The following is a 24,416-nucleotide window of genomic DNA, read 5'->3' as shown; positions in this document are numbered from 1 at the left end:
CTGGAATTGATAGTGCGACGTTAAAGCTAAATGATAATTGAATGCTTGTGCTTTATTGGTCCAGTCGTGCGCAAAAGCGCGGCTGGATGGTGGTGCGGCGGTAATCGGCTACCCCGCCACTTGCGCCGCTCATACGGGAGCAGCGCTTGGTTTTCGCGGCATCCCGACGATGCAGGCACCGCAGTGTTTCAGGCAGACGGCATCATCGTTCATCGCGAGCAAGCTCAGCGCCCACTAGTTGTCGGCAGTCAGCGCGGTCTAAAAACGCCTCAAGTCACATCAGGTGTCTTGGACATATGCTGGCTGATGCGTGAGCGCAGCCAGCGCTCGGCGGGATCGTTGTCGTGCACCCCGCTCCAGACCATCGACAACTCAGCCGGGACAATCGGGAATGGCGGATCATCAGCACGCAAGGCGCATCCTTCTACCAGCGCACAGGCAGCATAATCAGGCACGGTGGCGATCAGTTCGGTGCCCGCGAGCAACGCACGCAAACCGTTGAACTGCGGCACACCCAGCACGACTTTGCGGGTGCGCCCGACTTTGGCCAGATCCATGTCAATGTTGCCGGACAGATCGCCGGAGAATGACACCATCGCGTGAGGTCGCTCGCAGTATTCGTCGAGCGTCAACGCGCCAGGTCGGGAGTCGCCGCGCAACACCTTGCAGTCGATATCACGCAGCTTCTTGCGCTTGGCGTTGGCTGGCAGGTCCGTGGTGTAGCTGACGCCAACTGAAATTTCTCCCGAAGCCAGCAGCGCTGGCATCAATAGATAGTTGGCGCGGCGAACCACCACGATGATACCCGGTGCTTCTTCACGCAACTGGTGCAGCAACGGTGGCAGCAAGCCGAACTCGGCGTCATCAGACAGGCCGATCCGGAACACATCACAACTGGTCGACGGGTCGAAATCCTTGGCCCGGCTCACCGCGCCGGAAATAGTATCCAGCGCGGGCTGGATTTCCTTGAGGATATCCAGTGCCCGCGCCGTGGGCTCCATGCCGCGACCGTTGCGTAACAACAGTGGATCATCGAACAGATCGCGCAGCCGAGACAATGCAGCACTGACTGCGGGCTGCCCCATGAACAGCTTTTCCGCGACCCGGGTCAGGTTGCGCTCGAACATCAGCGCCTCAAAGATCACCAGCAAATTCAAATCGACTCGGCGCAGGTCATTGCGATTCATGGAGTAGGTCCGGTACTGAAGGAATGAAAAGGCAGGGAGGCGCGTCTGCTGGTCAAGTAGGCACTGTTATTGACGGGCTGCCTTGTATTTTTGTGCTGTTGATTGCCTCGCGCAGCAAACACTTGATCCGCCAGGAGCGCACGAGCACTGCGAGGCCGCCATTGTGAACTGTCTGATACACCGCCATCGCGGCCTCGCGGTGCTCGTGCGCTCCTACAGGTTCGGCGAAATGCTGCGAGGCCGCGATTGTGAACTGTCTGATACACCGCCATCGCGGCCTCGCGGTGCTCGTGCGCTCCTACAGGTTCGGTGAATGCCGCGAGGCCGCGATTGTGAACTGTCTGATACGCCGCCATCGCGGCCTCGCGGTGCTCGTGCGCTCCTACAGGTTCAGTGAATGCCGCGAGGCCGCGATTGTGAACTGTCTGATAAACCGCCATCGCGGCCTCGCGGTGCTCGTGCGCTCCTACAGGTTCAGTGAATGCCGCGAGGCCGCCATTGTGAACTGTCTGATAAACCGCCATCGCGGCCTCGCGGTGCTCGTGCGCTCCTACAGGTTCAGTGAATGCCGCGAGGCCGCGCGATGATGGGCGATGGTTTGCGCACACCTGATCAATCCCGCACCGCCCTCACCTGTCAGCCTGACGTTTTTCCTGATGAAGGGCCGACTTATGCAAAACCGCCTCACGCTGGCTGCCGCTCTGGCACTTGTCGGTGCCTCGCAAGCAATGAATGCCAACGCACAAGAGCAGGGTTTTCTCGAAGACACTACCCTGAACCTGCTGTCGCGTAATTTCTTCCTGCACAACGACTACCGCACCGACCACAACGGACAAAGCTATCGCCAGGAATGGGCACAGGGGTTTATTGCCAACCTGAAATCAGGCTTCACTCAAGGAGACGTCGGCGTCGGCATAGATGCTCACGCTTTTTATGGCCTGAAACTTGATGGTGGTCGCGGCCATGCAGGTACCGGTCTGCTGCCGCTGGACAGCCAGGGCCGCGCCGACAATGAGTACTCCAGCGCAGGCGCTGCGCTCAAGTTGCGCTACTCGAAAACCGTTCTCAAGTTCGGTGAAATGGAAGTCGAAACACCGGTATTCGACACTGCCGACAAACGCCTGCAACCGGAATACGCCAGCGGATTTTTTCTCGACAGTCAGGAGCTCGACGGCGTTCGACTGGTCGCCGGGCACTTCACCGCATTCAAGAACCAGAACGCCTCCAGCAGCCATGAAGATTTTGATGGCTACGGTGCAAGCACCCGCAACGCCAGCATCAGCCTGGCGGGTATCGAACTTTCCGGCGACGCGCCCTTGGGAGGCTCGGTTTATGCGTCGCAGCTGTCCGACACATGGCGTCAGTACTACGGCAATCTGCACCTGAATCAGCAGCTTTCGGCTGACAGTTCTCTGCTACTGGACAGCAATCTGTATCGAACCCTGGACTACGGCAGCGCCCAGGCTGGCTCGATCAACAACACTGCCTACAGCCTGTCCGCGAAATACCGCTTTGGCAGCCAGGCGCTTACGCTCGCCTGGCAGAAAATCGACGGCGATACGCCTTTTGATTTTGTCGGCGGTGACTCCGTTTATCTGGCCAACTCTATCAAGTACGCAGACTTCAACGGTGCTCATGAGCAGTCGTGGCAAGCACGATACGACCTGGATTTCATGACGCTGGGAGTACCGGGACTCAAATTCATGACCCGCTACGTCACCGGTGACCGGATCGATGGCACTCACGCGGCTCAAAACGGAGCGTACAACCCGTTCGACAGCGATACAGGACGCTACCAGCCCATTCAGGGCAAGGGTGGTCGGCATTGGGAGCGCGACATTGACCTCAAATACATTGTGCAGTCAGGCCCGGCCAAAGACCTGTCACTAAACGTGTCGCATGTTTCTCATCGAGGCAATACAGCGCAGGCTGGCGACGATATCGACCGGTTGTATCTGGTCGTCGAATACCCGCTGGACCTTCTCAAGTAGTCAGCCTGCACGACGAGCTTCGGTGGACCGGGAGCGTCTCCAGTTGAACGGCGTCTGGCCTACGACACGAGTAAACACGCGGGTGAAATGCGATTGATCGGCAAAGCCACAATCGAGGCTGATTCGCGAGATAGAAACACTGGACTCGGTCAACAGCGCCTTGGCCTTGTCCAGACGGACTTGCAGGAACCAGTCACGCGGAGAAAAACCGGTGTTCTTTTTGAATGCGCGAGAAAAATGGCTGCGCGACAGGGAGCACTCGGTAGCGATCTGCGCAATAGACAGCCCGCGATCCATATGGCTGGACATCATTTCCTTGGCACGGCGTTCCTGCCAGGGCGACAAGGCGACTTTTTCGCAAGGCTTCGGCTCAGCCTTGGGCATCTCGAAGCGGGTCGACAGGTGCGAGCACAGCACCAGCATCGCACGCTCTACGGAGTCGTCATGATTGGCCTGACGGTCGCGCAAGGCAGGCAACAGCGAGCAGATCAACTGATAGGCCAAAGGATCAATGCCGGGGGTTGCAACGCTGCTTTCGAGCAGTTTCAGATTTGCTTCACTGACGCCATCAAGCGACCGGGACTTCATCAGTTCTTCTACGGCACACGACAACGTATCGAAAGATGGCACCTGAGTAACGGCGGCTTGATTGATATCACGTACGGACAAAGGGCTGAACGCATTCATTACAGACTCTCCTGCTCAGAGGTGTATGGCAGGGATCGAGTCTGGTGAGAGTGGTCCTTAAAGTCCTTTGCAAAACATTAAACGTTCTGAAGCGCAGGTTAACGGTTCTTGCAGAAAACAGCCGTTTCTCAGACAGCTTAATAACGCTTCAGGCACCGCCAAGGACTTGAGGGCCCAAGGCACTTAACCTGGAGGCTCAGCTTATAAACCTTTGTATAGCCCTGTGGAGAACACCATGCCTACGATTACTACGACTGACGGCACCCAGATTTACTACAAGGACTGGGGCAGCGGTCAGCCCATCGTTCTATGCCATGGCTGGCCTCTGAATGCTGACATGTGGGAATACCAGATGAACTTCCTTGCCGACCACGGCTTTCGGGTCATCGCCCATGACCGTCGCGGTTTTGGCAGGTCCAGCCAGCCATGGAAAGGTTACGACTACGACACCTTCGCCGACGATCTGCAAACTCTGATCACCTCGTTGAACCTGACCGATGTAATGCTGGTGGGCTTCTCGATGGGCGGTGGCGAAGTTGCGCGCTACCTCGGTCGTCACGGCAGCAAACATATCTCCAAAGCAGTATTGGTGAGTGCAGTAACGCCGCTGATGATTCGTCGCGAGGATCACCCGGAAGGTATGGACCCGGCGATTTTCGACGGCATTCGCGCAGGTGTACTGAATGATCGGGCAGCCTTCCTTGACGCATTTGGTCCGATCTTCACTGGCAGTAATCAGCCAGGCTCGCCAGTGGGCAAGCCGATGCTGGACTGGACTCAATTCATGGCACTGCAGGCCGGTATCAAAGGCACGCTGGATTGTATTGCGGCATTCTCGGAAACAGACTTCCGCTCAGACCTGGCGCGCTTCGATGTGCCGACGCTGGTCATCCATGGCGACGGCGATGCCGTAGTGAATTTTGATGTGACGGGCAAGGCTGCTGCGGCACTGGTCAGCGGCGCGCAGCTCAAGGTTTATCCGGGCGCACCCCATGCGGTGTATTTCACGCACAAGGATGAGCTGAACAAGGATCTGCTGGAGTTCGCCCGGGGTTGAATCAGACAGGAATCTGATGACCGCACCGCCGCTATCGCGAGCAAGCTCGACTCCGGCACGGGAATGAAGTCTCATGTGGGAGCGGTGCTTGCCCGCGATACAGGCGCTAAGTTCTCACTGCTCCCCTCTAGCAACCACTGGCAACGTAAACACAAAAACAGCCCCGCTCGATCGTCCGGAAAAGGCCCGCAACATTCCACCATGCGCATCTATGATCGACCTGCAAATCGCCAGCCCCATCCCCATGCCTTTTTCCTTGGTCGTGAAAAACGCATCGAACACTCGCTCGATGTGTTCAGGATCAATCCCGTAGCCATTGTCCTGAACACTCACCACCACGTACTCATCGGCCACCGTATCGCACGTGATCGCCAATCGACGCGGTCTGTCATGCAGGTCACTCATCGCATCCACAGCATTCATGATCAGATTCAGGATCACCTGCTGCAACTGCACTGCATCACCCTCCACGCTCAACTGTGGCTCGTGGACTTTCTTGTGAAGTAATACCTGACGCTGTTCGATCTCGCTGGCAGTCAGCAAAACCACTCGCTGGATGACTTCATTGATGTACAACCGTTCACGATTGAGCGGTGCCTGTCTGGCCAGCGATTGCAGCGCACGCACGATTCCGGCTGCGCGTTTGCCATCATTGACGATGTCGTCCAGCCCCGCGAGCGCCTCGTCTACCACGGGCACTGCCCGGTTTAACCAGCGCACACTGGCGCTGGCGTTGGAAACAATCGAGGCCAGCGGCTGATTGATTTCATGCGCAATGGAGGCTGCCAGCTCACCCATGATGTTGGCCTGAGACACCCTTCCCAGTTCGGCCCGGGCAGTGCGCAATGCGGTTTCGGTGTTTTTGCGCTCAGTCACATCACTGACGACACCGACGAAAAACTGATCGCCGTCCGGCTCCCCAAGCAATTCGATATGACGAATCAGGCCGTTCGGCCTGATTATCCGAAACGTATGCCCAAAGGCGCTTGAGTGACGCAGGGCATGGGACAGCATCGATGAGAAGGCTTGCAGGTCCTCTGGATGAATCATCTTTTCCAGCACCGGCAATGAAGGCGCAACCGTCGTTACCGGCAGTCCCCAGACGGCAAACAACTCGTCGGACCATTGCGACTCGTCGGTGTCCGGATCCCAGCGAAAACTCCCGGATTGGCTGATGCGTTGCCCCAATGCCAGGGTTGCTTTGCTGGTGCGCAACGCCGCCTCGATCTCTTTGCGACGCGCGTTCTCTTCAGTCAGTTCGGCATACAGGCGAGCGTTTTCCAGCGAAATCGCTGCCTGCCCGGCGAGCAGTTCAAGCACCGCCGTACGGCTTGACGTGAAGACCCCGGGCGCCAGATTGTTTTCCAGATACAGAACGCCAATCACCTCACCCTGCTTGACCAGCGGCAGGCACAGCACCGAGCGTATCAAGCGATCACGGAAGTACTCGTCACCGGCATAGACATGAGGCTGCATGGCGTTATCCAGCACAATCAATTGCCGGGTACGGATTACCGTGTAGAGCAGCGACAGTGGCAGATGCCAGGCCGAAGGCGGCGTCACCGACAGGTCGGTGGTAATACCGGACTCATGCACTTTACCCACCGCCCGAACCTGCGGCACATCATCATCGACGAGCAGCAAAAGGGCCTGCTGGGCACCCGCATGAACGATCGTATTGGTCAGCAAAATGCCTATCAGCCGATCCAGTACGATTTCCTCGGACAGCGCCTGAGACGCCTTCATAACCGACACCAGATCCAGCGACTCCTGGCCCACGGAAATACTGATCGAGGGTCGCGACAAGGAAGCGTGGGCCCGAAGAATACCGCCTCGGGCCTCAAGCCCGGCTACCTTGCCTTGTGCGCCCCAGCGTTGATAACAATCGCGGGCGTTGCGGTAGTGACTGCGTGCAGAGGTGAACAGCCCGCAAATATGGTGGTGTTCGCCTGCCAGCTCATGGGCCAGCGCCTGAACATGGACGAAACCGCCATTGGCTGCGGACGTGACCGCCTCTTCATACAACCCCATGGCGGCCAGACCATCGCCTTGCAGACGCGCCGCCTCGGCGCGGACCAGCAACGCTTTAGCCTTGAAGTTATACGGATTGAGTTCAGCCCAGCGCTCGAGCTTTTCCATGTGCGGGGCCATGCGCTGCAACACCTCAGCCGCCCCCTCACCCTTGCGACACGTCGCGGCCAGATTCAGCGAGCTGAAGAAATGCAGATCGAATACATGAATATGTGCCGGAGTCGACCACGCGAGACTCGCCGCATGCTCCAGACACTGCGCCGCGCCCGAAAAGTCGCGATACATGTACTTGGCGATGCCTTCAAACAACCACCACCAGAACGCCACAGGCGTCATCGCACTGTCCCGGGCATCATGATTGCCGATCAGGAACTGCCGGGCGCCCTCACCCGAACGGTCGCTATCCGGCAGGTTGCTGCCACGCAACGCATGGATCAAACCGCGTAGGGTCAACAGCGCCGCTTCGACGTCCCGAAAACGAACACGCCCGGCAAAATCCAGTCCCTTGTCGATTTCTTCCTCAACGCGTTCCAGATACTCGCCCATCACCAACAAGCTAATGACGATGTGCAAAGAGGCGTAGCAACTCATGGTCAGATTGCCCGCGTTGTAACTGCTGGCAAAGGCTGATCGCGCATACTCCAGTGCGTGCTCCAGCGGTTGCGTCCAGACACAGACCTGATCCAGAGCCACCAGAGTCGCACTCTCTGAACTGACATAGCCGTGACGCTGCACCAGCGTGCGCGCCAACCGGGCATAGGCCGCGCCCTCTTCGTATTCGCCATACTTGTGCGCCAGCGCCACGCCAAACCAACCCAGACCATGGGTCGCGGCCGGACAGACACCGTACTCCAGCGACAGCAGGACCATTTCACAGGTCAGCACAAACAACAGATCGTCATCGATGAACGAGGCCGACGCGACCATACTCGCCATCAGCCCCATCGCCGCTTCATAGGAAGCGTCACGCATTTCAGGCAGTTCAGCCAAGGAATCGATCGTTCTGGGGCCCAGCACTTCCAGCAGGAAACGATAGCGCTGCTCGACCTCCCGATCGTCGATCTGCGTCGGGATATGGATCCCGAACATACGCAGCCCCTCACCTGCCGTGCTGACCGCCTCTTGATAACTGCTGGCTAGCACCTGCAGCTCAACCTTCAGCCCATAGGCCGCAGCGCGAGAGACATGCGATTGGACATGTGCAAGCACCTCGTCTATGACATGACCCGCCTGTGCGAACTGCCCATCGAGAATCAGGCATTGAGCATGAACAAAACCCAGCTCACGACTGAGCTCGGGGTGTTGCTGCCAGGGCTGATCGAGGGTCAGCGATCTGGCCGTCATGAGGTAACCGAGTGCCGACTGAATCGCCGCCGACTCCATGGCCTGCTGGGCGGCCTGTACCAATAAACCGCAGAACAGCTGTCGCTCGGCGTAATCAATCTGCCCAAGCCCTGTTCGCTGCAAATGACCGGCAATCCGGAAAATCTGATCCGGACGTCCACGGCCGCTTAAATCAGCGATCAACAGTCGAGCAATTCGCGCATGTTCGGCGGGCCTGTCAGCCAGCGGCGTCAACTCGTACGCCGACTCCTGAACCCGGTCATGATAAAACGCAAACCCCTGATGATCCTCGATCACCAGGCCGGCCTCCACGGCGGGAGCCAGATGAGTGCGCAGGAACGGCTCAGCACCAAGGCTTATCTGACCCAGCGTTCGCAGATCGACGCTCGCCCCGATACAGGCCATATGACCGAGAACGCGTTGGGTCTGTAATGGAAGACGAGCAATCCTCACCACCATCAGATCAATCACGTTTTCGGCATGTCGGTGGCCGCGAATGCGCTCCTGATTCCAGCTCCACCGTTTATCCGCAGGGTCAAAGGCGATCAGCCCTTCATCCAGCCAGGTGCGCAGTAACTGACCGACAAAAAACGGATTGCCATCGGTTTTTTCGTGGATAAGCACTGCCAGCGGCATGATCGGGACCGCTTCGGTGCGCAAGGTCAAAGCCACCCATTGCGCGACCGCATCCAGACTCAGTGCCGCCACATGGATCTCGGTGAGCCTCGCAGGCGAGCGACGCAGCAGGCTGATCAAATCGCCAAACATGGCCGAGTCACCGGCATGGCTGTCACGGTAAGCGAGTATCAGCAGAATGTTGCGGTACTGCCCGGTACTGAAGGAGGAAATGAATGACAGGGTTGCATCATCGAGCCATTGCAGGTCATCGAAGAACAGAACCAGCGGCCGCTCGGCGCTGACAAAGCTGCTCAGGAAGCGCTGCAGCACATAATGGAACAAATGCTTGGTTTCATTGGCCGGTAAATCAAGCCCTGCCGACTGAGGGCCGAGGATAAACTCGATCTCGGGCACCAGATTGGCAATCAGGCGGCCATGCCCGGCTACGGCCAGCGACAGCCTGTCGCGCCACAGTTGCAGCTCCTCCGCCGTTTCTCCCAGCACACGCATGATCAGCGAACGCAGCGCTTGCGCCAGTGATGCGTAGGGACTGTTATGCGCCGTCTGGTCGAATTTACCAGACGCAAACAGCACCCGACTGAGCGCCAGATCCTGCTGCAACTGACGAACCAGCGTCGACTTGCCGACTCCCGGCTGGCCTGACAGCAGCACCAACTCACATTGCCCGGTCTCCGCCACCCGAGCAAATGCGGCATGCAGCGCCTGATGCTCGACCGGTCGCGTCAGCAACACTTGCGGCTCACTGCCCACATGCTGATGATCACGACCTGCCGGCTCGAATGCCGATATATGCTGGAACTCACTCCACTGGGCCAGACATTTACGCAAATCCGCCTCGAGGCTGCAGGCGGTCTGATAACGATCCGCAGGATTCTTGGCGATCAGTTGCAGGATCAACTGAGCCAAGGGTACGGGGATCGAATCCCGGAACTGGCGAGGTGACGGCGGCTGGCGGGCGACATGGCAATACACCCACTCGACAGCGTCGCTTGCCTCGAATGGCAACCTGCCAGTCAACAGCTCATAAAACGTCATGCCCAAAGCGTACAAATCGCTGCGCTGATCAGCTTGCTGGCCCGTACGACCGGCCTGCTCGGGTGGCATATACGCCAGCGTCCCGCAGATGGAGTCATCAGGCGTTGCCGGGATACCGCAAAGCAGTTCGATACTTGAACCAAACCCCGTCAGACGGACAACGCCATCCGCAGCCTGGATCAGGTTGCTGGGTTTGATATCCCGATGCAGCAAGCCACTGTCATGAGCTTGCCCAAGTGCACGAGCCGCACTCAGCGCAAGGCGCAGGAATCGATCGATAGAAAGTCTTCCGTCAGCAAGCTCGTGCAAAGCCTGCCCGCCGGGATCGTCACACACCAATAAGGGACCTTCGGTGGTATGCAAGAGAGCTTGCGGGACCAGCGCCCACGCTGAATCGAGCCGAGGGGCCAGGGCATATTCATGTTCAATACGCCGTTTGCTGCTTTCCCTATGCCGAACCGAGGCGCGAAAAACCAGCCACTGCCGATAGCAGCCCTGCACATGGACGCGATAACGGTCAGTCCCGCCGTCGACAAAGAGCAAGTCCCAGGACAAAAGCGCCAGCCATTCAGGCGTGTAGCCTTCGGCCCGGGCGTCAACGCTCACCCCGATGCCGGTAATCGGCTCTGCTCGGATGCTACTCATAAAGGACCTTTACTGGCGTTCAAGTGCCTGCTTTATCGAATCGAGCAACGCCTCCTCGGAGAACGGTTTACGCAAAAAACCCAAAGCGCCGGCGTCGAGTGTTCGACGGATGGTCCCCTCATCATCCTGAGCTGACATGCAGAACACCGCCACGCGAATGCCTGCGGCTTTCAAATGCTGAAGAACCTCCAGCCCCTGCATGCCTTTCATCATCAGATCGAGCAATACGCAGTCTGCTTCTTCAGTTGCCGAAGAAGCGAGAAACTCTTCGCCCGACGCAAAGCCCACAGAGGAATACCCCAAAGACTTGAGAAGATTGCCAAGACCATTTCGTACGGAAGCGTCGTCATCAACAACGCAAATGAGGATCATAAGCTCAACTTCATGACAGTAAAAGTAATAGAAGCCGAGCATACGCCCACAATAAAAAGAGCGCGACTGACCCTATGTATAATTGTGCTGTTTTCTATCAACTCACCAGACTTAATTGCTCTCGCATCTTGACCAGATCAATCAAGGTTCGCGCTTTCATCTTCGTCATAATGTGTCGTTTATGAACTTTCACAGTGATCTCGCTGGTGCCCAGATCACTGGCAATCTGTTTGTTCATTTTGCCGGTTACCAATAAGGTCATTACTTCCCGCTCGCGCGGCGTCAGGGTATCAAACCGGCGCCTGACACTTTCGACGTGCAGCCGACTGACCAGTTCGTTTTCATCGTGCTCAAGCGCCTGACGCACCACCATCAACAAATGGTCCGGTTCGAAGGGCTTGGTTAAAAACTCATGCGCTCCGGCCTTGATGGCCTTGACCGACATAGGGATGGTGCCAAAGCCGGTCATGAAAATAATCGGGAAACGATGCCCCCGGCGCAGCAGCTCTTCCTGCACATCAAAGCCGCTGGAAGCCGCAAGATTGACGTCCAGCAGCAGGCACGTCGGTTGATCCTCAAAACTTTGCTGAAGAAACTCCTGGGCGCTGGCAAAACACTCGCTATCGATGTCGGCAGAATGCAGCAGGCGAGCCAGAGACGTGCGAATCGTGCACTCATCGTCGACTACATAAACCTTGGGTGTTGCGCTCATATACAGATATTCCGAAACCTGGTGCTATTGGCTTGTCGCCAGAACTCTTTGGTGATTGAAATGAAAATAGTCTGACTCGTACTGGATGCGGGGCGCTCGCAAGGTCGCTACCGATGGCATTGACACCGCCCCCTCTAACCTTTCATTACCGCGCAGAATGTTCTGCTGTGGAGCATTGTCACTCGACAGCCTGGCAACCGCGTCCACAAGCCAGCTTCGGGTTGCGTTCAACAGTCGATAGAACCGGAATGGCCCCTGCGCCACAACCGTCATGAGGGATTTCTGCGCCAGGCTGACGATACAATCCATCACTCGCCCCTTAGGCAACACCGGCGTTTGCGCCATTTCACAGGCCTGCGCAAGGGTAAAACGCCCCTCCAACTGAGCCAGACGCTCCAGCACCGCACGCTCTTCCGGACTCAGCAAACGATAGCTCCACTCCAGGGATGCCACCAGTGACTGATGCCGATCCGGGGCACTTCGCAGACCACCGGACAATAAATGCGGACTCTGCTGCAGACTTTGCACTAACTCGAACAAGCCCAGAGTTGCGGCCCGCGCAGCGGCCATCTCCAGCGCAAGCGGAATGCCATCCAGCTGACGACAGACCTGCGCGATCAACGCCACACTCTGCTCGTCCAGCGTCTCAAGGCGTTCCGCCGGAAAAAACGAGTCCAGCGCCCGCAGACGCGTCATGAACAATTGTGCTGAACTGCTCTGCAGGATGACTTCACGACCCGCGTCCAGCCCGGGGATGTCCAGCGGTGCTACGCTGAGCGTGCGTTCGCCGCCAATACGCAATGGCTCACGACTGGTGACGAGGATACGCAACGAAGGGCAACTGCGCAGCAAATGCTCGCTGACCGCAGCTACCGCATCGATCAGGTGCTCGCAATTATCCAGGATAACCAGGCGGTTCTGCTGATCCAGGCGCTCGACAATGGCCGCCATGATCGACTGCCCCGGTAAAACCAACAGATCCAGCGCAAACGCCAGGGACTCGACAATACGCTCAGGGCTGACGACCTGCGCCAACGGCACGAAACAGACGTGCAGGCTGTCAGTCATCGACAAGTGATGGGCAACCGCAACGGCGAGGGACGTCTTGCCGATCCCCCCTGAACCGACGAGGCTCACCAATGAATCCCCCAGCAAGGCCTCGCAGACTTCTTCCAACGCCTTTTCGCGCCCGATCAACGCGACGTTATTGGGCAAGTCATTTTTACGCAGCATTGCGCTGTCAAAGCCGCTGCCTGAGATTGCATCCACATGATCGGGCGCAGATGCAGACACTGAATCATCCTCGCCGCCTACCAGCATGTAACCACGGCCTGGTATGGTCCGGATGAGATCACGGTCTTCGCTCAATGCCTTGCGCAGCGCAGAAACGTGCACCTGCAGGTTGTTTTCTTCAACCACGGTATCTGGCCAGACCCGCTGAAGAATCTCGTCCTTGCTGACCAGTCGCCCCGGACAGGAAATCAACAGCTCCAGAATGTCGAACGCGCGGGTGCCCACCCGCAGCGGTACGCCGTTTCTGAACACTTCTCTTAATTCAAGAGAGACGCTGACTTGGCCGAGACTGATCATTTTTATTCACGCTGTCCGTCGGGGGCGGTAAGTATCCGGCGCAGTGATCAATCGCGATCAAAACGGATTTATCACTGGCGGCTCAGCGTATGTAAGCAGCTAATTCAATCCGCCGATACTATCTATAAGGATAGTCAGCGAACTAAATCAATAAACTTTAGTTGCGACTAAGCACAATCATACAAGTGTATGGGTTGAACTTTGATGTTGTGCTCGTTCATAGTAGCTTTGCGCTATAAAGCATGCGGTTGTGCAAGCTGTAGAACTTGTACTTTGGTGCTCCCGTCAGACAAAATTCAACCGTCCGATCTGGCGTGCTATTTCTGTAGCGGACGCCGAAGGCTGCGAAGCATTCATTCTGATACCGCCACCGCGCCTTCGACAGCGCCTACAGAGTTGGCTGCCGATTTCCGCTGGAGTGTCGATGGACAAGTTGTTAGCACTGAAAATGTTCGTCGAGTCCGTGGATGCCAAAGGCTTTTCCGCTGCTGCTCGCAAACTCGACCTCGCGACATCATCGGTCACCAGAATGATCGGTGCACTGGAGGCAGAACTTGGCGCGGCGCTGCTGAATCGCTCGACGCGACAGGTCACTTTGACCGAGGCGGGCGTCAGTTATTATCAGAAAGCTCGCAAAATCCTTGAGGATGTAGCCGAAGCCGACGCGCAGATCATGGATCGCGGCGACGAGCCGGTGGGACAGTTGCGAGTCTGTGTACCGGTGGAGTTTGGACGACGCCTGATAGCGCCGCAGTTGGGCCGTTTTCTCGCCCGCCATCCCCATCTGGAACTGGACATCGACCTTAGCGATGAGCTGGACGACTTGCTTGGCGGGCGTTATGACGTAGCGATTCGCCTCGGCGCAGCCGCCCCCAACGATGAGCTGGTGTGCCGCAAGGTGGGCGAATTCAGTCGCTGGGTGGTGGCAAGTCCGGAATACCTGGCGGAGCACGGCCGCCCCGTCGAACCCGACGACCTCCTCCAGCATTGCTGCCTGCGCTTCAGTTACGCCGGCCATCGTCAGGTCTGGACTTTTGTACATGCCGGCGACACACAACAGGTCGAGGTGAAGGGCCGCCTGAAAAGCAGTAATGCCGATGTTCTGCGCAAAGCGGCGCTGGCAGGTGCCGGAGTGGCTTTACTCGCTGACTGGCTGGTGAGCACGGACGTCGCAAAAGGCACGCTGGCCCGTGTACTCAGCGACTACGAAATCAACCCGGATCGCGCCAGCTCAGCCATCAATGCGCTGTATTTACCCAATCATCGCGGCTCCAGACGGGTCAATACCTTTATCGAGTTCCTCGCCGAACTCCTCGGCACAACGCAATGAATATTCTGAAATGAACAACCGCCGAGCATTTTGCGCAACGCTGCGTTGCGCTGGCGACCGATTCTCGTCAGTCAACGGCTCGCTTAAGGTGGCAGCCATGCCGATCCGCAAGCCTTTCGCTACGGACTTACCCTATCCAGACTGAACATGAGTTAACCATTATGAATCCCTTGGCAGCGTCATCCGCTCAAACGCCTAAACACACCCTGACTCGCGGCCTGGTGCTGCTGTTCGCTTTTTGCTGCGGCGCCATCGTGGCCAACATCTACTACGCCCAGCCCATCGTCGAACTGATCGCCCCCGACGTTGGCCTGTCGGCACACAGCGCCAGCCTGATCGTCTCGCTGACCCAGATCGGCTACGCCCTGGGACTACTGTTTCTGGTGCCTCTGGCGGACCTGCTGGAAAATCGAAAGCTGATGATCTGCACTGCAATCGTGGCAACCGCCAGCCTGCTGGCCGCCGCTTTCAGCGAACACGCCAACGCATTCCTGATGGTTTCCCTGTTGATTGGCTTCAGCTCGGTTTCAGTGCAGATGCTGGTGCCGCTGGCCGCGCATCTGGCACCGGAAGAAACCCGTGGCCAGGTCGTCGGCAACATCATGGGCGGCCTGCTGCTGGGTATCTTGCTGGCACGCCCGCTGTCCAGCCTGATCGCTGACCATTTCGGCTGGCGCGCTGTATTCATGGCTGCCTCGGTGGTGATGCTGGCGATCATTGTGGTGCTGGCGCTGACCATCCCCAAACGCGTGCCTGATCACAAAGCGTCTTACACGCAACTGCTTGGCTCATTGCTGACCTTGCTGCGCAAGTATTCGGTGTTGCGTCATCGGGCGCTTTACCAGGGCCTGCTGTTTGCGGCATTCAGCCTGTTCTGGACAGCGGTGCCGATTGAGCTTTCGCGTGAGTTCGGCCTGTCGCAAACCCAGATCGCGCTGTTCGCGCTGGTGGGTGCCATTGGTGCGATCGCCGCGCCGATAGCCGGGCGTCTGGCCGATGCCGGGCATACCCAGCGCGCCTCGTTGATCGCTATGACGCTGGCACCGGCGGCGTTTCTTGTTGGTCTGAGTCAGCCAGGCTATAGCGTCATAGGCCTGGCCATTACCGGCGTGCTGCTCGACTTCGCAGTACAGATGAATATGGTTCTGGGCCAGCGCGCCGTGTATGCCCTTGACCCGGCCAGTCGCGGTCGTCTGAACGCGTTGTACATGACCAGTATTTTCGTCGGTGGCGCCATCGGCTCGGCATTGGCCAGTAGCCTGTATGAGCAGAATGGCTGGCAGGGTGTTGTGCTGCTGGGTGCAGGTTTGCCGTTGATTGCGCTGGCGGTATTTCTGGTAAGTGGCCGAGGGAAGCATTAATTCCCGGGCTGGATGATTCTATGTTTGCCCGCAATTGATGCGCCAATCGCGAGCCTACACCAAACCCGTGGGAGCCGGGCTTGCCCGCGATACATGAGACGCAGCCAGTAGCCATACCGCGTTATTGCTTATCGCGAGCAAGCTCACTCCTACAGATGTTTAGCGCAGATGCCTTATCTCCCTTCAACCCAAAACAATCACCGTACCCCGCTGAGCGGCCCGCCATGCGCTAGGCGTCGCGCCGACCAACCGAGTGAACACTCGGGTCAGGTGCGGTTGGTCTGAGAAGCCGCAAGCATCAGCGATGTGGACCAGTGACAACCCGGGCTGGGCCTTCAACAACTCTTTGGCCTTTTCCACACGCATCTGCAACAACCAGGTATGTGGCGCGACCCCCGTGGCCTGTTTGAATGCGCGGGAAAAGTGGCTGCGACTCAGCGAGCACTCTTGCGCGATTCGCTCGACCGATAAATCGCTCCCCAGGTTGCTGGCAATCATCTCCTTGGCCAGGCGCTCCTGAAGCGGAGTCAGGGTGGTGGTGAACTTGCCAGCCGTGGAAGCAATACGTCCGTAATGGCTGATTGAATGCGCGCACATCGCTAACAGAATGTGGTCGATGAACAACTGATTGGCAGCAGCAGGATTTCGCAACGCAGGCAACATCGCCTGGGCCAGGTGATACAGCACCTGATCCTGAGCGCCCTGTTCATAGCGGAAACCGCTGATAATCCTGCCGCCGTTCTCACGCTGGTAATCGTCGAACGTCTGCCGAGGAATATTGAAGCGCAGGTTGTCATAGGACGCACGGTGCTGGCAGCGCAGTTCATCGCCCATGAATGGCAAGGAAACGCTGCCCTGTCGGTAACCACCGGCATAACTCAAACGCCGGCCGCGCCACAGGCGATGTTCGGCGAAATCCTCTAGCTGGACGATGATCGAGAACGCATCGAGACAGGGGATGTCGATGATTTTTTCGGGGTCCGGGCAGGCGTCCACCACCCGCGTGGCGGAGAACTTTTCGCTGTGCAAGTGGGCGATTGCAGGGACGCTCAAGATGACTCCTTCGGCTCATGGCGGGTCGATTCGCCACCCTACCCTATCCGCAAAGCAAAAAAAATCCGCGACCGACCTGAAGCTTGATCGCTCAGACCGGTCGCGGGCAGAAGAGTTAAAACGGACCGTTTATTTCAGCAGCGGGACGTGGGCTGCACGCTGGTAGGGGCCGTATTCCACCGGCACCCACTCAAAACGCTTGTCCAGCGCATTGATGTGACCGATACCCGGGAATGGCAAGTGTGCAGCCGCCGCCCAGATTTTCTGTTTGGCCACCATGCTGAACACCTGATCACGGCTCGCAATTGCCTCTTTGGCATTCACATCAAAGCTGATCGAAACTTCCGGGTGATCAAACTGCACGGCCAGGTCGTGAACAAGATCGCCCATGAACACGATGCTCTGGCCTTGCGAGCTGAACAGGTAAGTCGTACTGCCCGGCGTATGGCCTGCTTCCAGTGCGGTTTTCACTTCAGGTACTGGCGAATCCCCCGGTTTGAAGGTCTTGAAACGGCCCGATGCAAGGTACGGCGCGATGGACTCCTGAGGGATCCTGAAGAATTCCCGGGCGCTTTCCGGTGCCCTGCTGATGGCCGTCGGATCCAGCCAGTAATCGGCTTCGGGCCTGGAGGCGTAAACCGTGGCGTTGGCGAAGACCGGTTTTTTCTGAACATCGACCAGACCGCAGACATGATCCAGATGCAGGTGCGTCAGCAGGATGGTGTCCACATCGGCGGGGTTATACCCGGACGCCTTGATGTTCTCCGATAGAAAACCCGCAGTCTCGCCGATGCAGGCGCCCGCGCCGGTGTCGACGAGGATCAGATGCTTGCCGGTATTGATCAGGAAGGCGTTGAACGCGGTCTGTACGCCAGGCGTCTCGATTGCCCGACGCGCCAGCAGCGCGCGGATCTGACCCGGACTCAGGCCCTTGAGCAAATCAGGGGACAAATCGTTGTAGCCATCAAACAGCGCGGTGACTTCGTAATCACCGACTGCCAGACGCTGATAGCCCGGCACCTGGGTTTTCTGCTGCGCCGGAACCTCAGCGCTGGCAACGCCGGAAAACAGTACGAGACCTAAAGTCAGGCTGCGCAACATCGGTGAGATAGACAAGCTCATGGGCGTTCCTCAAGGCAAATATCCCTTGTAGGAGCTGCCGAAGACTGCGATGGCTATTTTCCTGAAATAACCCCTTCGCAGCCTTCGGCGACTCCTACCTATAGCCCGGATGATGCCGGGCTTGAGATGTCTTGAATTGCACCCTTGTGCTTGTTCAGTCAGGCGATACCAGCGACGGACACTGAACCAGATTTTCCTTGAGGAACTCGATCAACGCCTGCACCGGGCGTGCGCCCTGACGGTGTTGCGGGTAGACCGCTGACAAGGCCAGCGACGGCGTGCGGAACTCGTTCAGAACACGGACCAGACGCCCCTCCTTCAACGCAGCACCGACGATGAACAGCGGCAGATAAGTGATACCCAGACCGCCAATCGCAGCATCACGCAATAGCTCACCGTTGTTGGCCCGCATACGACCGCAGAGGCTGACGGTCAGAGGTTTGCCATTACGCTCAAAGCGCCACTGCACCTGACGGCTGTGGCCGTAAGGCAGACAATCATGGTCCTTGAGATCTTCGGGCTCGGCAGGTGCGCCGCGCCGTTCGAGATAATCGGGGCTGCAGCAGAACACCCGCTCGATCGTAGCAATGTGGCGGGCGATCAGGGTCGAATCCTCCAGCACGCCGATACGCAGCGCCAGATCGTAACCTTCCCCGAGCAAGTCCACCGAGCGGTCGCTCAGGTCCACTTCCACCGACACTTCCGGGTAGCGCTGCAGGAACATCGGCAGCAACGGTCCCAAATGTTCAATGGCAAAAGACAGCGGCGCAGTCAGACGAATAGTGCCTCGCGGTTGAGTGTTTTGTCCGGCTATGCTCTGCTCCGCCTGCTCGAGATCCGCTACCAGACGCAACGCTGATTCGTAGTACGCCTGCCCCAGCGGCGTGACATCCAAACGACGAGTCGAGCGGTTGAGCAAGCGCACGCCGAGACGCTCTTCAAGTTGCATCAGGCGACGACTGATAAATTGCTTGGACAGTCCCAATTGGTCGGCGGCAGCCGTAAAACTGCCGGATTCCATGACCTGGGTAAATATGCGCATATCTTCGAACGGGTTCATTGTCGCTCACTGGTTGACAGTCAAACGCTTTCTACCAGCTTTATCAGCCCAATGCATCCGCTTAATCTGCGCTCACTGCTTTTCCCTTGGCTTATTTATTTCCAGGATCAGACCATGCCCGCATTCATTCAAAGCTATCCGCTGATCTGCAGCATGTTGCTGGTCCTGCTTGATCTGGCCAGCTGGAACCTGGTGCCGTATCAGTATCGCCTGCAGCGAGTTGCGGTTCGGCTGGCGTTATTCCTGGTCTACAGCGTGGTGATTATCAGCGCAGGCCTCAGCCCGCTGGACAGCGCGCCATGGGAGGACGACAGCGCACGGCATCTGGCTGCCACTGCGCTGGAAATCATCTGGTGGATTCTTGCCGCGCGGACCCTGACCGAAATCATCGGTGTTCTGCTGATGCGCCGCATCGGCCACAGCGGTCGTCTGCTGCAGGAAGTCATTGGTGCGGTGATCTTTCTCATCGCTATCGTGGCCGCCGCCGGTTATGTCATGCAGTTGCCCGTCAAAGGTCTGCTGGCGACCTCCGGAGCGATGGCTATCGTGGTCGGTCTGGCGCTGCAAAGCACGCTGAGCGATGTGTTCTCGGGGATCATCCTCAACACCACCAAGCCTTATCAGGTCGATGATTCGATCAACATCGACGGCGTTGAAGGCAAGGTCGTCGATATCGACTGGCGTGCCACCCACTTGCTGACGGGCACGGGCAGCACGGCGGTCATCCCCAACTCGGTGGCCGCCAAAGCCAAGATCGTCAACCTGAGTCGCCCCAAAGACATGTTCGGCGTATCGATCAACATCATGGTCTCGCCACACATTCGCCCGCGCCGCGTGCTGGATGCGCTGGACCGCGCCCTGCAAGGCAGCAGCGCTTTACTGCCGTTCCCCAAAGCCCGCGCCGTTGTCAAGGAAGCCAGCCCGACCACCATCGAGTACACCGTCACGGGGTTCATCAAAGACCTGGACAAGAAAAGCGAGGTCCGTAACCTGCTGTTCGACCTCGCCTATCGCCACCTCGAAGCAGCAGGTATTGCCTGGCAGTCGGACGTGCTGGCGGAGCCGGTCTCTCGTGCCCGTACGTTACTGGATGAAGTCAAAGTGTTCCGCGCGCTGAATACCGAAGAGAAAAACCATCTGGCACAAAGCATGACAGCCAAGGAATACGCCGCAGGGCAAGTGATCATTGAGGCGGACGAAGTGACGGACAGCCTGCTGGTGATCGCCACTGGCGTGGTGTCTGCCGAGGTGTCTGACGGCAAGACGTTCATCGAGGCCGGACGCATGGGGCCCAGTGAAGTCATGGGCGAACAGAGCATCCTCAATGACACCCCGTCCGAAGCCCGCTTCACCGCCCTGACCTCGTGTGTGGTGTACCGCATCGACAAGACGGTCGCCCGGGAAACCATGGAGCTGGAAGGCCAGATCAAAAACGCCCTGAAAAAACTCCAGGCTGTACGTCAACACAGCAGCCAGTCATTGCTGACCGAGAAACCGGCGGCGATCAAAAAAGGCAGTTTTCTGGGGTGGTTGCAGAAGCGCTGAAGTGTTAGTTGTCCTGTGCATTCTGTAGGAGCTGCCGAAGGCTGCGAAACATTCGCCCTGACACACCGCCATCGCAGCCTTCGGCAGCTCCTACAGAAATATTATTGACCCGGTTTTCAGGCTTTGATCACGGCATCCCTCCAGACCTGCGGCCCATCAAAAAACGCATGGGCATTACTGACCAGAGTTTCCAGGTGATAACCGCCTTCCTGCACGATCACGCACGGCAAGCCCAGGCTGCGAATCCGCTCACCGAGTTTCGCGAAACCTTCACGGGTCACGGCCACCTGGCTTTGTGGATCATGCTCGTAAATATCGAACCCGAGGGACAACACCAATACCTGCGCATCAAAGGATTTGACGGCTTGCAGCGCCTGCTCGAGTTTGTCCATGAACACCGATTCAGGCGAAGCATGGGGCATCGGGAAATTCACGTTGTAACCAACCCCGGCGCCAGCGCCCTGCTCGTCATCAAACCCGGCAACGCCCGGATAGAAGTTTTCCGGATCGCCATGAATGGAGACGTACAGCACATCATCGCGGTCGTAAAAGATTTCCTGAATCCCCTGACCATGGTGCATGTCAGTGTCCAGTACCGCGACACGCTCAAAGCCATCGCGTAAAACCTGCGCCGCCACTGCAGCACTGTTGATGTAGCAAAATCCGCCTGCAGCTTCTTTGCGCGCGTGATGGCCTGGCGGACGGCACAGCGCATACGCTGCGGGCTCACCGTCGAGCACGGCTTTAGCGGCCGCCACTGCGCTTTGCGCAGACCAGTACGCAGAACGCCAGGTGTTCTCGCCCACCGGGCAACTGCCGTCGGCCAGATAACGTGCAGCCTGAGCAAGAATTCCGCGCAAGGCATTGGGCTCACGGACGAAGATATTCGACATCACTTCATCGCCCCAATCCTCGGGCATCTTCTTCCATTCCGTGTGCGCGCCTTTCAGGAATGTCAGATAAGCATCGCTGTGGACCGCCAGCAAAGGATCGAGGCCGAAATCAGCCGGTTGCTGAATATCAAACGCCAGGCCCTGAACCGCTTGCAGCAGATTCTGAGCGCGCTGCGGGACCTCTTGGGGCGTGCGCATTTGCCCACGGGAGTAGTAAGTTTTTGGAAAGTGCAGAAGCTGTTCCGGATGAAAAAAACTGAGCATGGGTGTTCCTCATTCAGTAGGTCGCGCCAATCAGGCTTGGCGAGCAGTTTCCAGTTCGAACGCCGTGGCATGTCGCTTGGCGAGTGCCAATACACAGATCAGCGAGGTACCCGCAATCAGGCTGTAGAAAACTGCCATCGGCCACCATTGACCGGGGTAGGAATGCGCCAGCCAGGTACCAATCAACGGGGTAAGACCGCCGGCCAGCGCGCCACATACTTGATAGGCCAGGGAGATCGCGGTGTAGCGAACCCGTGTTTCAAACATACCGCTGACGTAACCAGCGATTACCGCGTAAAACGACGCCATGCAGACCACCGCCAGGGCGATCCCGAGAATGATCAAGGGCGCCTGACCACTGCTGACCAGGATAAACATCGGGTACGGCGATGCCATCGCAAGAATCGTCACGCCACACAGGAAACGCGTTGCACCGACTTTTTCCGCAACCCATGCCGCGACTGGCTGAATGCAGAACTGGATGATCGCCACCACGAACAGACACTCCAGAATCAGCGACCGTGGCAGGCCCAACTGCTGAGTGCTGTAAGCAATCATGAAGGTGTTGGTGAAATACACACCGGCGATGCCCAGCGTGTTTGCGCCGATGCAGAGCAACAACGGTCGCCATGAGGTCTTGAGCACCTCAAACACCGGGGCCTGTGCTTTACGACCAGACTTGGCGACATCCAGACGCGCTTGCTCCTTGTCATTGAGGAACTCTGGCGATTCATTGACGCCCAGGCGAATGGCCAAACCGACGATCAATAGCGCAGCGCTGGCCAGAAACGGCAGACGCCAGCCCCAGCTCATCAAGTCTTCTTCGGGCAGACGCGTTACCGCGCTGAACGCCAGTAAAGACAGGATCAAACCTGCCGGGCTACCCAACTGCGCAAAGGAGGCAAAGAAATTACGTCGGCCTTTGGGCGCATGTTCACCCGCCATCAGGACTGCGCCGCCCCACTCGCCGCCGACCGCAATGCCTTGCACAACACGCAACAGGATCAGCAACACCGGTGCCGCTGCGCCGATTTGCGCATAAGTCGGCAGCAAGCCGATGCAGACCGTGACCACGCCCATCATCACCAACGTGATAACCAGCGATTTCTTGCGGCCGATACGGTCGCCGATGTGACCAAAGACGATGCCGCCCAGTGGTCGGGCGAAGAAGCCCACAGCGAAGGTGCCGAAGGCGGCCATGGTGCTGAACAATTTATCTTCGGAGGGGAAAAAAAGCTGACCGAATACCAGTGCGGCGGCGGTGGCATAAATATAAAAGTCGTACCACTCGATCATCGTACCGATGAACGCAGCGGCAGCAGCCCGGCGTGGCTGCGCAGAAGCGGAAGGCTTCATGAATCAACTCCATTGGTTAGTTTTTTTGGCAGGAGGAAATGATCTTGCTGAGGCCGCTCTGTTGGCGACTCTGGACTGATTTTTTGCCTACAAGGCATAATCAGTCAAATTTCTATTTATTATTCGAACTATAAGCCGCAATTATAGTGAGGTGGCCGTGACCGACTCTTCTCGCGATATCTCTCCCTTGCTCAATGATCGCCTGGACTGGAACCTGCTACGCACCTTCCGGGTCATCGGCCAGGAACTGAGCATCAGCCGCGCCGCAGCCAGAATGCACCTGACCCAACCGGCAGTCAGTCAGGCCCTCAAGCGTCTGGAAGAACAACTGGGTTGTCAGCTCATCGCCCGTCGCGGGCCACGTTTTGACCTGACCGAAGCCGGAGTGAAAATCTTCGCTCTGGCCGGTGAGATCTATGGTCAGGTCTCACAAGTCAGCAACACCTTGCAGATGCCGGGTGACGAAGTGATTGGCAAAGTGCGCTTGTTGATGATCAGCCGCATCGTATCGAGCAACTTCGATAACTTCCTCACAGAGTTCCACCGTCAGCATCCACGGGTAGATCTGGAAGTGGACGTGATGCGCAGCTCCGACATCGTCAGCGCCCTGCTGGAGAAAACCGCCACTCTGGGCTTGAGTCTCAATCGCCGCCCCCAACCCAGACTGGAGCAACGTCTGTTTCAGCGTCAGCGCTATGTATTTTTCTGCGGCCGAAATCATCCGCTGTACGGCCGTACCGACCTCAGTCAGAGCGATTTGCAGTCAGAAAACTTTGTCAGTTTCACCAGTGATCAAATCGGCGGCATGCTTTCGCCCCTGACTATTTTTCGTGATCAGCAAGGGTTCAGCGGAAGAATTGTGGCCTCCTCTTCAAGCCTCGAAGAAATCAGGCGCCTGGTCATTGCGGGGATTGGTCTGGGATGCCTGCCCGAGCATGTCGTCGTCGACGACGTGGAACAGGGCCTGTTGTGGCGAGTACCGCCTTTGGAGGGCGTTGCTGATGTTGATATTCACTTGCTGTGGAACCGCGAACAGCGCATGAGTCGGGCTGAAACCGTATTTATCGAAGGGTTGGCAGCGCGGCTGGAAGACACGTGAAGCTTTCTGTCCTCATGATTAATCCAGCCGCGTTTAACAGGTA

At 57.7% G+C, this 24,416-nt stretch carries 18 protein-coding genes; 7 read left to right on the top strand and 11 right to left on the bottom strand.

Going from position 1 to position 24,416, the window contains the following annotated elements; genetic code table 11:
* Positions 1–269: 269 nt before the first annotated feature.
* On the bottom strand, positions 270–1,187 hold the full coding sequence (locus ABRP31_RS11190) for a LysR substrate-binding domain-containing protein (protein WP_087268171.1): 918 nt from the start codon (positions 1,185–1,187) through the stop codon (positions 270–272).
* Positions 1,188–1,435: 248 nt separating this feature from the next.
* On the opposite strand from ABRP31_RS11190, the gene ABRP31_RS11185 reads away from it, so the two are divergent.
* Both ABRP31_RS11185 and ABRP31_RS11180 read left to right on the top strand, forming a co-directional pair.
* Positions 1,436–1,774 (top strand): hypothetical protein, encoded by a 339-nt coding sequence (locus ABRP31_RS11185; RefSeq protein ID WP_372489375.1) that lies wholly within the window; start codon positions 1,436–1,438, stop codon positions 1,772–1,774.
* Positions 1,775–1,858: 84 nt separating this feature from the next.
* Positions 1,859–3,178, top strand: a complete 1,320-nt coding sequence (locus ABRP31_RS11180) for an OprD family porin (protein WP_372489374.1) — start codon at positions 1,859–1,861, stop codon at positions 3,176–3,178.
* On the opposite strand, the gene ABRP31_RS11175 is transcribed toward ABRP31_RS11180, so the two are convergent.
* A complete protein-coding gene (locus ABRP31_RS11175; RefSeq protein ID WP_349970702.1) occupies positions 3,179–3,865 on the bottom strand; it encodes an AraC family transcriptional regulator in 687 nt (228 codons plus the stop codon).
* A gap of 235 nt (positions 3,866–4,100) precedes the next feature.
* Here ABRP31_RS11175 and ABRP31_RS11170 point away from each other — a divergent pair, with 235 nt between their 5' ends.
* Positions 4,101–4,922 carry an alpha/beta hydrolase gene (locus tag ABRP31_RS11170; RefSeq protein WP_349970701.1) on the top strand — a complete coding sequence of 274 codons (822 nt, stop codon included), beginning with the start codon at positions 4,101–4,103 and terminating at the stop codon, positions 4,920–4,922.
* A gap of 114 nt (positions 4,923–5,036) precedes the next feature.
* Here ABRP31_RS11170 and ABRP31_RS11165 read toward each other — a convergent pair whose 3' ends face one another.
* Genes ABRP31_RS11165 through ABRP31_RS11150 form a run of 4 tightly spaced genes read right to left on the bottom strand, consistent with a single transcriptional unit; the run spans position 5,037 to position 13,290 of the window.
* On the bottom strand, positions 5,037–10,616 hold the full coding sequence (locus ABRP31_RS11165; RefSeq protein WP_349970700.1) for an AAA family ATPase: 5,580 nt from the start codon (positions 10,614–10,616) through the stop codon (positions 5,037–5,039).
* Between the two features lie 9 nt (positions 10,617–10,625).
* A complete protein-coding gene (locus tag ABRP31_RS11160; protein ID WP_349970699.1) occupies positions 10,626–11,030 on the bottom strand; it encodes a response regulator in 405 nt (134 codons plus the stop codon).
* Between the two features lie 55 nt (positions 11,031–11,085).
* Positions 11,086–11,700: a response regulator gene (locus ABRP31_RS11155; RefSeq protein WP_349970698.1), complete on the bottom strand. Its 615-nt coding sequence runs from the start codon at positions 11,698–11,700 to the stop codon at positions 11,086–11,088.
* A gap of 24 nt (positions 11,701–11,724) precedes the next feature.
* Complete coding sequence (locus ABRP31_RS11150; RefSeq protein ID WP_349970697.1) at positions 11,725–13,290, bottom strand: winged helix-turn-helix domain-containing protein; 1,566 nt, start codon at positions 13,288–13,290, stop codon at positions 11,725–11,727.
* Positions 13,291–13,714: 424 nt separating this feature from the next.
* Between ABRP31_RS11150 and ABRP31_RS11145 the strand changes: the two genes are divergently transcribed.
* Both ABRP31_RS11145 and ABRP31_RS11140 read left to right on the top strand, forming a co-directional pair.
* Entirely contained in the window at positions 13,715–14,620 is a 906-nt protein-coding gene (locus ABRP31_RS11145; RefSeq protein ID WP_349970696.1) for a LysR family transcriptional regulator, read from the top strand.
* 161 nt (positions 14,621–14,781) lie between these two features.
* Positions 14,782–15,981 (top strand): MFS transporter, encoded by a 1,200-nt coding sequence (locus ABRP31_RS11140; protein ID WP_349970695.1) that lies wholly within the window; start codon positions 14,782–14,784, stop codon positions 15,979–15,981.
* A 183-nt stretch (positions 15,982–16,164) separates the two neighbouring features.
* On the opposite strand, the gene ABRP31_RS11135 is transcribed toward ABRP31_RS11140, so the two are convergent.
* From ABRP31_RS11135 to ABRP31_RS11125, 3 genes are all read right to left on the bottom strand, one after another.
* The gene (locus ABRP31_RS11135) at positions 16,165–17,034 is read right to left on the bottom strand and encodes an AraC family transcriptional regulator (RefSeq protein WP_087268151.1); all 870 of its coding nucleotides are present in this window, start codon (positions 17,032–17,034) and stop codon (positions 16,165–16,167) included.
* 129 nt (positions 17,035–17,163) lie between these two features.
* Positions 17,164–18,156, bottom strand: a complete 993-nt coding sequence (locus ABRP31_RS11130) for an MBL fold metallo-hydrolase (RefSeq protein WP_349970694.1) — start codon at positions 18,154–18,156, stop codon at positions 17,164–17,166.
* 154 nt (positions 18,157–18,310) lie between these two features.
* Positions 18,311–19,216: a LysR family transcriptional regulator gene (locus ABRP31_RS11125; protein ID WP_349970693.1), complete on the bottom strand. Its 906-nt coding sequence runs from the start codon at positions 19,214–19,216 to the stop codon at positions 18,311–18,313.
* Positions 19,217–19,330: 114 nt separating this feature from the next.
* Here ABRP31_RS11125 and ABRP31_RS11120 point away from each other — a divergent pair, with 114 nt between their 5' ends.
* Positions 19,331–20,761 carry a mechanosensitive ion channel family protein gene (locus tag ABRP31_RS11120; RefSeq protein ID WP_349970692.1) on the top strand — a complete coding sequence of 477 codons (1,431 nt, stop codon included), beginning with the start codon at positions 19,331–19,333 and terminating at the stop codon, positions 20,759–20,761.
* Positions 20,762–20,877: 116 nt separating this feature from the next.
* Here the strand turns inward: ABRP31_RS11120 and ABRP31_RS11115 are convergent, their stop codons facing one another.
* Positions 20,878–21,918: a histone deacetylase family protein gene (locus ABRP31_RS11115; protein ID WP_349970691.1), complete on the bottom strand. Its 1,041-nt coding sequence runs from the start codon at positions 21,916–21,918 to the stop codon at positions 20,878–20,880.
* A 30-nt stretch (positions 21,919–21,948) separates the two neighbouring features.
* Complete coding sequence (locus ABRP31_RS11110) at positions 21,949–23,274, bottom strand: MFS transporter (protein WP_349970690.1); 1,326 nt, start codon at positions 23,272–23,274, stop codon at positions 21,949–21,951.
* A gap of 157 nt (positions 23,275–23,431) precedes the next feature.
* On the opposite strand from ABRP31_RS11110, the gene ABRP31_RS11105 reads away from it, so the two are divergent.
* Positions 23,432–24,373 carry a LysR family transcriptional regulator gene (locus tag ABRP31_RS11105; protein WP_349970689.1) on the top strand — a complete coding sequence of 314 codons (942 nt, stop codon included), beginning with the start codon at positions 23,432–23,434 and terminating at the stop codon, positions 24,371–24,373.
* Positions 24,374–24,416: the final 43 nt, after the last annotated feature.

The organism is Pseudomonas caspiana (genome assembly GCF_040224095.2).
GTDB lineage: Bacteria > Pseudomonadota > Gammaproteobacteria > Pseudomonadales > Pseudomonadaceae > Aquipseudomonas > Aquipseudomonas caspiana.
This window is presented reverse-complemented; position numbering and strand designations above follow the sequence as displayed.

Excerpts from the sequence above, each read along its gene's own strand:
- ABRP31_RS11120 (WP_349970692.1), top strand. The coding sequence starts at position 19,331 with ATGCCCGCATTCATTCAAAGCTATCCGCTGATCTGCAGCATGTTGCTG.
- ABRP31_RS11125 (WP_349970693.1), bottom strand. The coding sequence starts at position 19,216 with ATGAACCCGTTCGAAGATATGCGCATATTTACCCAGGTCATGGAATCC.
- ABRP31_RS11175 (WP_349970702.1), bottom strand. The coding sequence starts at position 3,865 with ATGAATGCGTTCAGCCCTTTGTCCGTACGTGATATCAATCAAGCCGCC.
- ABRP31_RS11115 (WP_349970691.1), bottom strand. The coding sequence starts at position 21,918 with ATGCTCAGTTTTTTTCATCCGGAACAGCTTCTGCACTTTCCAAAAACT.
- ABRP31_RS11165 (WP_349970700.1), bottom strand. The coding sequence starts at position 10,616 with ATGAGTAGCATCCGAGCAGAGCCGATTACCGGCATCGGGGTGAGCGTT.
- ABRP31_RS11180 (WP_372489374.1), top strand. The coding sequence starts at position 1,859 with ATGCAAAACCGCCTCACGCTGGCTGCCGCTCTGGCACTTGTCGGTGCC.
- ABRP31_RS11190 (WP_087268171.1), bottom strand. The coding sequence starts at position 1,187 with ATGAATCGCAATGACCTGCGCCGAGTCGATTTGAATTTGCTGGTGATC.
- ABRP31_RS11160 (WP_349970699.1), bottom strand. The coding sequence starts at position 11,030 with ATGCTCGGCTTCTATTACTTTTACTGTCATGAAGTTGAGCTTATGATC.
- ABRP31_RS11140 (WP_349970695.1), top strand. The coding sequence starts at position 14,782 with ATGAATCCCTTGGCAGCGTCATCCGCTCAAACGCCTAAACACACCCTG.
- ABRP31_RS11110 (WP_349970690.1), bottom strand. The coding sequence starts at position 23,274 with ATGAAGCCTTCCGCTTCTGCGCAGCCACGCCGGGCTGCTGCCGCTGCG.
- ABRP31_RS11145 (WP_349970696.1), top strand. The coding sequence starts at position 13,715 with ATGGACAAGTTGTTAGCACTGAAAATGTTCGTCGAGTCCGTGGATGCC.
- ABRP31_RS11130 (WP_349970694.1), bottom strand. The coding sequence starts at position 18,156 with ATGAGCTTGTCTATCTCACCGATGTTGCGCAGCCTGACTTTAGGTCTC.
- ABRP31_RS11155 (WP_349970698.1), bottom strand. The coding sequence starts at position 11,700 with ATGAGCGCAACACCCAAGGTTTATGTAGTCGACGATGAGTGCACGATT.
- ABRP31_RS11170 (WP_349970701.1), top strand. The coding sequence starts at position 4,101 with ATGCCTACGATTACTACGACTGACGGCACCCAGATTTACTACAAGGAC.
- ABRP31_RS11150 (WP_349970697.1), bottom strand. The coding sequence starts at position 13,290 with ATGATCAGTCTCGGCCAAGTCAGCGTCTCTCTTGAATTAAGAGAAGTG.